Origin of the sequence: Kitasatospora sp. NBC_00458 (genome assembly GCF_036013975.1) — a bacterium.
Classification (GTDB): Bacteria; Actinomycetota; Actinomycetes; order Streptomycetales; family Streptomycetaceae; genus Kitasatospora.
The window spans coordinates 2924941-2937120 of sequence record NZ_CP107904.1; the positions used below are offsets into that span (position 1 = coordinate 2924941).

The 12180-nt window shown below is 72.9% G+C and carries 9 protein-coding genes; 2 read left to right on the top strand and 7 right to left on the bottom strand.

Annotated elements, in window-relative coordinates; all coding sequences use genetic code 11:
* Window positions 1–30 precede the first annotated feature (30 nt).
* From OG550_RS11520 to OG550_RS11530, 3 genes are all read right to left on the bottom strand, one after another.
* Window positions 31–996: an HAD family hydrolase gene (locus tag OG550_RS11520; RefSeq protein WP_327676617.1), complete on the bottom strand. Its 966-nt coding sequence runs from the start codon at window positions 994–996 to the stop codon at window positions 31–33.
* Window positions 997–1001: 5 nt separating this feature from the next.
* Window positions 1002–3599: a phosphoribosyltransferase gene (locus OG550_RS11525; RefSeq protein WP_327676618.1), complete on the bottom strand. Its 2598-nt coding sequence runs from the start codon at window positions 3597–3599 to the stop codon at window positions 1002–1004.
* A 143-nt stretch (window positions 3600–3742) separates the two neighbouring features.
* Window positions 3743–4954: an HpcH/HpaI aldolase/citrate lyase family protein gene (locus OG550_RS11530; RefSeq protein ID WP_327676619.1), complete on the bottom strand. Its 1212-nt coding sequence runs from the start codon at window positions 4952–4954 to the stop codon at window positions 3743–3745.
* A 343-nt stretch (window positions 4955–5297) separates the two neighbouring features.
* On the opposite strand from OG550_RS11530, the gene OG550_RS11535 reads away from it, so the two are divergent.
* Complete coding sequence (locus OG550_RS11535) at window positions 5298–6464, top strand: TerD family protein (RefSeq protein ID WP_327676620.1); 1167 nt, start codon at window positions 5298–5300, stop codon at window positions 6462–6464.
* A gap of 152 nt (window positions 6465–6616) precedes the next feature.
* Here the strand turns inward: OG550_RS11535 and OG550_RS11540 are convergent, their stop codons facing one another.
* Entirely contained in the window at window positions 6617–7357 is a 741-nt protein-coding gene (locus OG550_RS11540; protein WP_327676621.1) for a Tellurium resistance, read from the bottom strand.
* Window positions 7358–7801: 444 nt separating this feature from the next.
* Here OG550_RS11540 and OG550_RS11545 point away from each other — a divergent pair, with 444 nt between their 5' ends.
* A complete protein-coding gene (locus OG550_RS11545) occupies window positions 7802–8953 on the top strand; it encodes a DUF2637 domain-containing protein (RefSeq protein WP_327676622.1) in 1152 nt (383 codons plus the stop codon).
* 231 nt (window positions 8954–9184) lie between these two features.
* On the opposite strand, the gene OG550_RS11550 is transcribed toward OG550_RS11545, so the two are convergent.
* The 3 genes from OG550_RS11550 to OG550_RS11560 all read right to left on the bottom strand — a co-directional run bounded on the left by OG550_RS11550 (window position 9185) and on the right by OG550_RS11560 (window position 11887).
* Entirely contained in the window at window positions 9185–10291 is a 1107-nt protein-coding gene (locus tag OG550_RS11550; protein WP_327676623.1) for a DUF475 domain-containing protein, read from the bottom strand.
* 88 nt (window positions 10292–10379) lie between these two features.
* Window positions 10380–10955 (bottom strand): TerD family protein, encoded by a 576-nt coding sequence (locus OG550_RS11555; RefSeq protein WP_327676624.1) that lies wholly within the window; start codon window positions 10953–10955, stop codon window positions 10380–10382.
* Window positions 10956–11311: 356 nt separating this feature from the next.
* Entirely contained in the window at window positions 11312–11887 is a 576-nt protein-coding gene (locus OG550_RS11560; protein WP_327676625.1) for a TerD family protein, read from the bottom strand.
* Between the last annotated feature and the right edge of the window lie 293 nt (window positions 11888–12180).

Consider the following 12180-nt stretch of genomic DNA (forward strand, 5'->3'; position numbering starts at 1 on the left):
CGGACACAGACGAAGGCTCGCGGGCGGCGGTCAGCGGACCGCCGTCGGCAGGAGGTCGTCCACCTCGCCCCGGACACGGGCGAGGAACTGCCGGACGATCTCCTCGCCGGCCGCGACCCCGACCTCGTCGAGGGCGGTGACGCCGGGAGCGGTCCAGCCGCTGTCGGCCAGTTCGCCGTGCCCGGGGCGCCAGCCGGCGTCGGCGGCGAGCAGCAGGTCGGCGTCCAGCAGGGAGTCGCCCGCGGCGAGCACGGTGGGACCGGAGCCGACGCCGTCCGCAGCACCCGCGGCAGCCACGACACCCCCACCGTCCACGACACCCGCACCGGCCGCGGCACCCGCCGGCCCGCCGACCCGGCGCCGGACCTCGGCGAGGGCGGCGCTCTTGCTCAGCGGCCCCGGCACCGCGTACACCTTGCGGCCCTGGAGCGACACGTTCCAGCCGCGTTCGCCGCACCAGCCGGTGAGCTCGTCCAGCCAGCCGGCCGGGAGCTCGGCCCGCTCGACCACCAGGTAGGCGAAGAGCTCGTCGGCGACCCGGCGCTTGTGCGTCCACTCCGGGTCGGCGCAGAGCGCCAGGTGCTCGACCACCTCGGCCAGCGGCGCCGCACCGGCGGCCAGCCGGCCGGCCATCTCGGCCTCCCAGTCCTCGTCCGGCACGCCGTCGACGAGCAGCCGCCCGCCGTTGCTGCAGATCGCGTACGACGGCACCCAGCCCGGTGTCGGGCCGGGCAGGTTGACCCGCTCGTACTGGGCCCGGGTGCGGGTGGTGGCGGGGACGAGCAGGGCCTCGCGGGCCAGTTCGACGAGCAGCGCGGCGGCCTGCTCGGTCATGAACGACAGCGCCTTGCCGTCGTGCACCTCGACGGAGAGCAGCCGCGGCGCGAGCCGGTCGGGCACGTCCAGGGCGAGGGCGCGGTTGGAGTAGATCAGGGTGCGGTCGAGGTCGCTCGCGACCAGGAAGTCGCGGGGCAGCGGGCCACGGGGGCTGCTCATCGGGTTCAGGACTCCTTCGCCAGGACGGCCGTGCCGGAGGCGCCGGTCGCTCCCCGGCTGTAGCGGGGGTGGATCAGGCCGACGCACGAGTACGGCAGGTCGTCGACCTCCTCGACGGGGACGCCGCGCTGGGCGGCGAGCAGGCGCACGTGGTCGAGGTCGGCTCCGGTGCCGCGACGGGCCAGTACCCGCCAGGGGACGCGGCGCAGCATGACCCGGGTGGTCTCGCCGACGCCGGGCTTGACCAGGTTGATGTTGTCGATGCCGTACTCGGCGCTGATCCGTTCGACGGCGGCCCAGCCGGCCCAGTCGGGCGTGCGGTCCGCTGCCCGTCCGGCGTCGAGGAACCGTGCGGCGGCGTCGAGGGCCTCGGCCCGGACGGCGTCGAAGTGGTCGGCGACGGTGTCGAGGAAGGCGCCGGAGACGTCGGCGCCGGCCAGGTCGGTGTAGTGCTTGGCGCCGTGGAAGTCGTCCGGGCCGATCAGGTCGGTGCGCAGCACGGTACGCGAGACCAGGCCGGAGACGGTCGAGTTGAGGCAGGCGGAGGGGATCAGGAAGTCGTCCCGGGTGCCGAAGGTGCGCACGCAGCGGCCGGGGTCGGCGAGGACGGCCAGCCCGGGGTCGAAGCCGGTTCCGGCCAGGGCCTCGTCGAGTTCGCGGGTGATCGCGCCCTTCCCGGTCCAGCCGTCGACGAAGACCACGTCGGACGCCCGGTGGTGGGCGGCCAGGTAGCGCAGCGCGACCGGGTCGATGCCGCGGCCGCGGACGATCGAGACGGCGTAGTGCGGGGCGTCGACGCCGTGGCCGGCGGCCAGCCAGCGGCGGATCAGGACGCCGACCGGTGTCCCGGCGCGGGCCAGCGAGGCGAGTACGAGGCCCCGGCCGCGTTCGGCCAGCAGGGTCTCGGCGACGGTGCCGACGGCGAGCGCGATCCGCCGGGCGGAGATCCGCAGCGCCTGGTGGAAGAGCTCCTGGTACTCGGGGCTCGGTTGGTACTCGACCGGCAGCGACTCCGCGTAGTGGGCGCCGCCGCTCTGCACGGCCTCCTCGCGCTCCTCGGTGGGTGCCTCCAGGGCGACGCCGGAGAGGTCCTTGAGCAGCCAGGCCACCTCGTCGGCGCGGTAGGAGGAGAACTCCGGACCGTACAGCGGGCTCGGCAGCCGGGACGCGTCGTCGTCGGACACAGCACCGACGGCCGAGGACAGCGCACCGGCCGACGGCGCACCGGCCGACGGCGCGGCGGCGGGACGGTGCGACGGCAGGACGGCGAGCACCACCCGGTCGGTGACCTGCCGCAGCTGGCCGAGCAGGGCCCGCTCGCCCTCGTGCAGCGCGGGGGTGTCGGCGACGTCGTCGACCACCAGGACGACGGTGCCGAAGCGGCGGGACGGGTCGGCGCCGGGGGCGACGTTGTAGGCGTACCGCTCACGCGGGGAGTCGTCGGCGGGGTCGTCGTGGGCGGGGAAGGCCAGCCGGGTGCGGATGGCGTACCCGGGGTCGTCGACGGCGAGGACGGGCGAGCGGGTGGTGGTGGAGTAGCGGACCCGCTCGGCCCCGCCGGGAAGCCGCTCCGCGAGGCCCGTGGCGAGCCTCAGCGGCGTGTACATCAGCTCCTCGAAGCCCAGGACGAGCACGCGCCCGCCGTCGGACGCCCCGGACGCACCTGCCGCGTCCACCGCTCCCGCCGCACCTGCCGCGTCCGCCGCGCCACCGGACCCGGTACCCGTACCGGCCACCGCGTCCGCCAGCTGCCCGGCCAGTGCCGGCAGCGCGGCGTCGAGCCGGGCCCGGTGCTCGCGGGTGAAGCCGTGCCGTCCGCCCTCGGGCAGGCCGGTCGGCCAGGCCAGTTCGACGCGGACCAGCGGCGCGGCGGGCGCGGACGGCGGTTCGGGCGCCGGACCGGCCTCGGCGATCAGCCGTTCGGCCCGGTCCAGGATGTCCGCGGGGAGCTCGACGCCCCCGTCGGCCAGGGCGACCAGGTCGAGACGGGCCCCGAGCTCGGCGGCGACGTCGGCGAGCCGCTGCCGGTCGGCGGCACCGCGCAGGTCGACCAGGGCGACCACCACGTAGTGGTCCCGCGGGTGGCCGGCGTGGAGGGCGCGGATGGTGTTGAGCACGGTGGTACCGGTGGAGAACTCGTCGTCCACCAGCACCAGGGGCCCGTCCCCGGCGAGCAGCCGGGGGTCGGCGGGGAGCAGCAGGTGGCTGGTCGCGTGCGAGTGCTCCTCCTCGAAGCCGCCGACCGGCTCGACGCCGGGCACCGGGCGGCGGGTGGAGTGCAGGTACGGGGCGTCCAGGCCGTCGGCGACGCTGTGGCCGAGGCCGGTGGCGGTCTCGGCGTAGCCGAGCACGACGGCGCCCGCGGCGGCCTCGTCACCGAGCAGTTCGCGCACCCGGTGGCCGAGGTCGAGGCCGGCGCCGTGCACCACGGCGGGACGCTGCGGGACGTGCTTGCCGAGCACGGTGGAGACCAGCAGGTGGGCCCGCTTGCGGTTCTCCCGCAGGGCGAGGCCGACGAGTTCGGGGAGCCGCTCGGAGCCGGTGAGGCCGATGCCGGCCCGTTCGGCGACCCATCGGCCGGTCCACTCCTGCGGTGCTGCCACGAGACGTCCTGTCACTACGGGTCCTGCTTTCGGTGGTGCGGTTCACATCTGGGGAAGATCGACTGAACGGGGCTGTTCAACGGCGGGACGGCGGAGCGGCGGGCCTGAGCCCGACCGGCCGGAGCGCCGCCGCCGGACGCCCCTCAGCGGCAGAGGCAGGCCGAGAGCAGCTCCGCGAAGCTGACGTCCTCGCGGGCCACCCCGAACACCTCCGCGCGCAGCAGCACCCGTTCCGCCCAGGCCCGGTGGGGCTTGGCCTCGTTCATCTTGTTGGTGTACGCCGAGCGCATCACACCGCCGCCGCCGCGCTCCTGGTCGAGGATGTCCCGGGCGTCGCTGTACTCCTCGTGCGTGACGACCGAGAGGGCGTGCACGGCGGGTACGTGGCTGGGGTGGATGCAGGTCTTGCCGAGCAGGCCGTTGGCGCGGTCGAGTTCGATCTCGCGGATCAGCCCGTCGAGGTCGTGCTCGATGATCCGCTGCCGCACCGCCTCCCCGGAGGGTTCGGCCTCGGCGAACGGGGTGCGGCGCAGCTGGGGCTTGAACATCCGCTCCTGGACCGGGAAGTACTCCCAGACCGGTCCGGTGACGGTGAAGCCGGTGCCGTCTGCCCGGCCGAGCACGTTGACCACGTCGCCGATCACGGCGGCGACCAGGGCGACGTCGTACGCGGTCAGGTCGGGCGAGCGGCGCAGGCCGTACGCGGAGCAGAGGTCGGTGACGCCGAGGCGCACGGCGAGGATCCGCTCGCGGTACTTGTCGAGCAGGCGGGCTATGCCGAACAGCTGCTCCCGGCGGGTCTCCAGGTGGGCCAGTTCGGGTGACTCCAGGACGGGCATGGCGAACAGCCGCCGGCCGGTGGCCGTCTCGGCGGCGGCGAGCGCCTCCAGGAAGTCGCCGCCGGTCTCGTCGGTGAACTTCGGCAGGACGAAGCCGGTGAGCAGGCCGACCGCCGGCCCGAGCCGGTCGGCGAGGTCGGTGATCTGCGCGGGGGTCCGCACCCTGATGAAGAGGAGGGGCAGATCATGTGTGCAACCCGTGGAGATTTCACCGCTCGCGGTGGCCCCGGCGACCTCGTCGAAGAGCTCTCCGAGCCGGGCCACCAGGTTGGCCTCGGCGGCGGGGACCTCGTGGTCGGCGATCGCGTCCTCCAGGCAGAGGACCATCGAGACGACCCCCTGCGCGGCCTGCTTGCGGATGTCGGCCCGCAGGGTCGGCCTGGTCGCCGGACTGTAGAGCGTGGCACCGAGCGCGGTGGCCAGGACCGCCGCGTCACCGTCCGCGGTGAAGGCCCGCGGCTGTTCGAGAAAGAGCCGGTCGCGTACGTCGTCCGCGAGGTGGCCGAAGTGGCGCAAGGTGCTCTCCTCAGGGTTCGGCCGCCGGTCCGGCGGATGCGAGAACGGAACGCGGAACGGGACGCGGGAGCGGGGGACCGGACGGCGGCGACACCCGGATCAACAGGTCCGCCGGCCGCGATGGTTCCCGGGCGGGCACCGGCCCGGTCCCCCTTGACCGGACCCTCGGACCACCCCGAGGCTCATCGTACGGACGTCGCCAGGTCGAACGGGGTTCCGAAACATCGAATTCTCGGAAGGTTACCTTCCGCTTCACAAAGCGCAAGCATTGGCAAAGTCCCGCCGTTCCGCCACCTCCGGTCACGTTGTCCGAAGGGGTGGCGAACAGGCAGGATGGTCGGCTATGACGCACGTGATGGCCAAGGGCGCCAACATCGCACTGCCGGTGGCGGCGGTCCGCGCCGTGCTGCGCTGGAGCGCCACGCCCGGTGCGCCGGACGTGGACGCCTCCGCACTACTGCTCGGCACCGACGGCAAGGTCCGTTCGGACGCCGACTTCGTCTTCTACAACCAGCCGCGCCACCCGTCCGGGCTGGTCCGCCACCTGCCCAAGCACCAGACCTCCGGCGGCGCCGAGATCGCGGACACCGTCGAGGTCGAGCTCGGCAAGCTTCCCACCGGCGTCGACCGGGTGGTGCTGGCCGGCTCCTCCGAGGGCGGCTCGTTCCGCGCCGTGAGCGGGCTGCGCCTGCTGCTCTTCGACGCCGCGGCCGGCGAGGGCCTGCCCGCCATCGCCGAGTTCGGCATGGCCGACGCCGACGAGGTCACCGCGCTGGTCGCGGGCGAGCTGTACCGCCGGGCCGGCGCGTGGAAGTTCCGCGCCGTCGGGCAGGGCTACGCCACCGGGCTCATCGGCCTGGCCACCGACTTCGGCATCACCGTCGAGGACGAGGGCGACGCCCAGGCCCCGGCCGCCCCTCCGGCCGCCACCGCCCAGCCGTCCGCTCCCGCCGCCGACCCGCGCACCGCACTGCCCGACCCCAGGCCGGCCCCGCGCCCCGAACCGGGTACGTTCACCCTGGCTCCCGCCGTCCCGCAGCCGCCGGCCGTGGCACCGGCCGCCTCCCCCGCCCCGGCGACCGCCGGGATCCCGGCCAACACGCCCCCGCCGCCGACGGCCCCGCCCACGGTGCCGCCGACCGCCCCGCCCGCCCCGACGGCGCCCCCGGCGCAGCAGCAGGGCGGGTACGGCTACCCGCAGCAGCCCCAGGGACAGCCCCAGCAGCAGAGCGGCTACGGCTACCCGCCGCCCGCCCAGCGTCCCGGCTACGGCTACCCGCCGCAGCAGCCCTACCCGCAACCGCAGCAGCCCGCGCCCGCCTCCGGGTACGGCTACCCGCAGCAGCCCCAGGGGCAGCCCCAGCAGCAGGGCGGCTACGGCTACCCGCAGGCCGGTGCCGCCGCCCCCCAGCAGCAACAGCAGCCGTCGGCCCAGCAGCCCGCGCAGCCGCCGGCCGCCGCCGAGGAGTTCGCGCTGCCGCCGCAGGGCCCGCAGTTCCAGCCGCGCTGACCCGGCCCGCCGCGGCGGCACCCCCGCCGCGGCGCCCGGGGCCCGCGCCCCGCGCTCCACAGGGCCCGGACCGCCGGCCGGTGGTCCCGGCACGGCCCGGTCTGACGAGCCCGCTCCGACGGGCTCACCCCGACGGACTCACCCCGCTGTGCTCACTCCGTCCCCGACGGCCCCTTGTAACCGCGCTGCCACTGCATCCCGAAGCCGTACAACCGGTCGATGTCGGCCTGGAAGCCGTTCACGTACCGCACCTCCCGGCGGACCGTCAGCATGTTGTCCCCGGTGTTCTCGATCAGGACCACCGCGCAGGACCGCGCCGCCGAGGCCCGCTCCTCCAGCTTGATCTCGATCCGCGGCCCGGACTGCGGCACGATCGTGACCACGGCGTTGGCCTGCTCGAACGCCGGCGTCCCGTCGTAGATGTACACGAAGATCAGCAGCCGCTTGAACTGGTCCTTCTTCTCCAGGTTGACGTACATCGTCTCGCCGGACGGGGCCCCGTACTGGTCGTCGCCGCTGAGCTTCACGAACGGCGCGTGCTGGAGGTCCCCGAAGTAGCCGCCCAGCGGCTGCACCACCCCCCGGCTGCCGTCCGTGAGTTCGTACATGCAGGCCAGGTCGAGGTCGACGTTGACCTGGGTGTTCTGCGCGGAGTCCGGCTCCATCGGCCGGAGGATGCGCGGGTTGAGCAGGCGCCGGAGGGCGTCCCGGCCGGAGGCCCGCGGGGCTCCTATCCGGGTGGTCCAGTGCAGGTTGACGTACAGGTAGCCGGTGGTGGCCGCCGCACCGGTGATCGCGTGCTGCGGCGAGGACTTGGTGAGGGTGACCTTGTACTGACCGCCCGTGTCGAGGCTGTTCCGCTCCCCGCGCAGGTACTCCCAAATCGAGGCCATGCCGTCCTCCCCCAGCCCCGCCAGTCGATCTGACGGTCCACCGCTCCATGATCGGGCATCAGCCCGCCACCGGGTACCCGAACTCCTTACCCACCACCGCTTACCGGACACCGCCGGGCCGCCCTCCAGCCGCCCTCCGGGACGCTCCGGGACGCCCTCCGGGCCCGCCGCCGGCACCACCGGAACGGCATCGAACGGCCAGGGGACGGCCACCCCGCGGCCACCGGCGGGTCGATTGGCGGGGCGAAGCTCCCCTCCCGTACCATGCGGCCACTTCGGACGCGATATCGTCTAGCCGCACAGGTGTCCCGCCCGCCCCCTGTCCGGGTGCGTCGGACGCCCGTCGACAACGACGCATCGTCAGGCCCGGTCCCGGGGACGAGCCCTGACCACTTGCGTCGCACTGTGACCTGTCCCCTGCGGAAACCCGAGGCCCGACCCGCAATGAACCTGACCTCCATACAGCTGGTCTGGACCGTCATCGGCGGCGCAGCCCTGCTGTTCACCGCCATCCTGGTGGCGACGCTGCGCTTCAAGAACAACACCAAGAAGCAGGAGTCGGGCGACTCCTGGGAGCGCAGCGAGGAGCGCCGCCGGCGCAAGGAGATGATCTACGGGATCTCCTCCTACGTCCTGCTGTTCTGCTGCGCCGGCGTCGCGGCCGCGCTCTCCTTCCACGGCCTGGTGGGCTTCGGCAAGGAGAACCTCGGCCTGTCGAACGGCTGGGAGTACCTCGTCCCGTTCGGTCTGGACGGCGCCGCGATGTTCTGCTCGGTGCTCGCCGTGCGCGAGGCCAGCCACGGTGACGCGGCGCTCGGCTCGCGCCTGCTGGTCTGGGTGTTCGCGATCGCCTCGGCCTGGTTCAACTGGGTGCACGCCCCGCGCGGCATGTCGCACGACGGCGCCCCGGAGTTCTTCTCGGGCATGTCGATCTCGGCGGCGATCCTGTTCGACCGTGCGCTGAAGCAGACCCGCAAGGCCGCGCTGCGCGAGCAGGGCCTGGTGCCGCGTCCGCTGCCGCAGATCCGGATCGTCCGCTGGCTGCGCGCGCCCCGCGAGACCTACGCCGCCTGGTCGCTGATGCTGCTGGAGAACGTCCGCAGCCTGGACGAGGCGGTCGAGGAGGTGCGCGAGGAGCGTCAGGCGAAGCTGGACGCGAAGGTGCGCGCCCGGAGCGCCGACCGTCGCGAGCGCGCCGAGCTGAAGGCCATCTCCCGCCAGGGCGGGATGCTCTCGCGCGGCCGCGGCGGCCGCCAGGTGCCCGCCCTTGCGTCCGCCGGAGACGGCCCGACCGCTACGGAGCCTGCCCTAGCCGCCGAGGCCGACGCTCTCTCCTCCTCCGCCCTGGAGCCCGCCTCGCTGGGCGCCCTGGACGCCGGCCGCCGTCCGCGCGCCGCCGTCGGCTCCTCGTCCCTGTCCTCGACCTCGACCTCGACCTCGACGTCCTCCTCCGCCTCGCTGTCGTCGTCGCTGTCGTCCTCGTCCTCCTACCGCAGCTCGACCATCGACCTGACGGCGGACGACGACACCCTCTCGATGCCCAAGCTGGACTCGCTGGAGCGCAAGCTGCGCGCCATCGAGCAGCAGCTGGGCTGAGGCCCCCGGAACAGCGGGACGCCGGAGCGCCGGTGGTCGGGCCCCGGGCACCGGGGCTCCCGACCACCGGAGGCCGACCACCGGACGCCGGAACAGCAGGACCCCGGACCGCGGACGCCTCGGACCACGGATCAACGGATACACGGATACACGCATAGACCGGAACGCCGGAACGGCCGCCCCTCACTCCGAGGGGCGGCCGTTCCGGCGTTCCGAGGTCCTGCGGGAGGGCTACTTGCCCGAGCTCACCAACTCCCGCTCGCCGTCCCCGCCGCCCGCGGCGGCCTCGCGGCGGTTGCGCAGCACCGACGACCCCAGGGCGAGGCCGATGAAGGCGACACCGATCAGGCCGGTGACGATCTCCGGGATGTGGTACTCGATGCCGACCATCAGGATCACGGCCAGCGCGCCGATCGCGTAGTGCGCGCCGTGCTCCAGGTAGACGTAGTCGTCCAGGGTGCCCTTGCGGACCAGGAAGACGGTCAGCGACCGGATGTACATCGCGCCGATGCCGAGGCCCAGGGTGATCTGGAAGATGTCACTGGAGATGGCGAACGCGCTGACCACGCCGTCGAAGGAGAACGACGCGTCGAGCACCTCCAGGTACATGAACAGGAAGAACGCGGCCTTGCCGCCCACCTGGACGATGGACTTGCCGCTCTTCTCCGCGGCCTCCTCCTTCTCGGCGTCCTCCTCCAGGCCCGACTCGAAGACCGAGGAGAGCCCGTTGACGGAGAGGTAGGTGACCAGGCCGAGCACTCCGGCGAGCAGCACCGTCTCGGCGTGGTCCCCGGCGAAGAAGTTGGACGCCAGCAGCAGGGTGACCAGGGCGACGACGGTGGAGAAGGCCTCCAGCTTGCCGACCTTCTCCAGCGGGCGCTCGATCCAGGCCAGCCAGTTGTAGTCCTTCTCCTCGAAGATGAAGTCGAGGAAGATCATCAGCAGGAAGATGCCGCCGAAGGCCGCGATGGCCGGGTTGGCCGCCTCCAGGTACTGGGCGTAGGTGGAGCCCTCGTACGTCTTGTCGCTGTTCAGTGCGAGGTCGATGACCGTCGCCGGGTTGAGGTGCGCGGTGAGGCCGACGACCAGCAGCGGGAAGATCAGCCGCATACCGAAGACGGCGATCAGCACGCCGACGGTGAGGAAGATCTTCTGCCAGTACGGGTTCATCCGCTTCAACACCGTGGCGTTGACCACCGCGTTGTCGAACGAGAGGGAGATCTCCAGGATGGAGAGGATCAGCACGATGCCGAATCCCTCGGCTCCCCAGAGCAGGCCGGCGGCGATCAGCCCTGCGATGGTGATCGCGAATGACCAGCCGAATGTGCGGAGGAACACGGGACTTGGTTACCTTTCGGGTTCATGGCGTCGAGGACGTCGGATACGTCCGACGGGGCGAATACGTCGAACGCGACGATCGCGGCCTTTACTGTACGTTTACGCCGAAATCGAGGGCAATGCCCCGCAGGCCCGAGGCGTAGCCCTGGCCCACCGCGCGGAACTTCCACTCGCCGGCGTACCGGTACAGCTCGCCGAAGATCATCGCGGTCTCGCTGGACGCGTCCTCGGAGAGGTCGTACCGGGCGATCTCCTGCCCGTCCAGGGAGTTGACCACCCGGATGTAGGCGTTGCGCACCTGGCCGAAGTTCTGCAGGCGCGACTCGGCGTCGTAGATCGACACCGGGAAGACCACCTTGTCGACCTGCGGCGGCACGAGGTCCAGGTTGACCAGGACGACCTCGTCGTCGCCGTCGCCGTCACCGGTGAGGTTGTCACCGGTGTGCTCGACCGAACCCTCGGGGCTCTTGAGGTTGTTGTAGAAGACGAAGTACTCGTCGCCGAGGACCCGGCCGCCCGAGCAGAGCAGCGCGCTCGCGTCGAGGTCGAACGGCGCGCCGGTCGTCGACCGGGCGTCCCAGCCGAGACCGATCTGGACCTGCGTCAGATTCGGCGCGGCCTTCGTGAGCGAGACATTCCCACCCTTGGCGAGCGTGACACTCATGACTGTCGTTCCTCCCTTGCCTCCCGGGGCGCATCTCAGGTCTATTCCCCCGCGACCCCGGCCGGCCCCTTCCGGCCGGCTGAACTTTCCTGAACTCCCATCCTTCCAGTGCGGCGGGCCGGTTCGAAGCCGGGGCGCACGAAGCAGTCGGCCCGGCGCACGGGGGACCTGCCGGACGCCCGACTGGCGAACGCACGGGGTACCGCGGGTGAACGGGCGGCGGAGCGGCACGCCGCCCGGGCCGTCCGGGGCCGCGCGACGCGCAACGGCCGGGGCGGCCGCCGGCGTCCCGCGCCCGCGGCCGCCCCGGCCGTCATCGTTCCGTCGGGGCCGTCACCGGCCCCCCGCCACCCGACTCAGACGTTGACGCCGAAGTCCTGGGCGATGCCGCGCAGGCCGGAGGCGTACCCCTGGCCGATCGCGCGGAACTTCCACTCGGCGCCGTTGCGGTACAGCTCGCCGAAGACCATCGCCGTCTCGGTGGAGGCGTCCTCGGAGAGGTCGTACCGGGCCAGCTCCTTGTTGTCCGCCTGGTTGACCACGCGGATGAAGGCGTTGCGGACCTGGCCGAAGTTCTGCGTCCGGTTCTCGGCGTCGTAGATCGACACCGGGAAGACGATCTTCTGGACGTCGGCCGGCACGGTGGCCAGGTTGACCTTGATCTGCTCGTCGTCGCCCTCGCCCTCACCGGTGAGGTTGTCACCGGTGTGCTCGACCGAGCCGTCGGGGCTCTTCAGGTTGTTGAAGAAGACGAAGTTGCCGTCCGAGCCGACCCTGCCCTGGTCGTTGCAGAGCAGTGCGCTGGCGTCCAGGTCGAAATCCGTGCCGGTGGTGGTGCGGACGTCCCAGCCAAGGCCGACGATAACGGCGGTCAGGCCCGGGGCCTCCTTGGTGAGCGAGACATTGCCGCCCTTGCTCAGGCTGACACCCACTTGTCCTCCAAGAATCGGGAGGCACGCCCTGGTGCCCCCGTGGTGCGGTTCAAGGCTTCGGCGGCGGACCGCCACCGGGCCTCTGACCAGCCAACGGACCGATCGTAGTGCCGGGTTCCCGTCCGCGCGGGCGAACCGGTCCGACGCGGCCCCGAACCGGGCTCCGGCGCTGCCGTCCGGACGCCCTCCGGCCCGCGGACTCGGGCCCCGCCGGGCCGTCCGGGCCCGGGCCGGCCCACCCGGGGACCCCCAGGCCGCCGGGGACGCCAGGGGCGCCCGGGGCACCGGGGCAC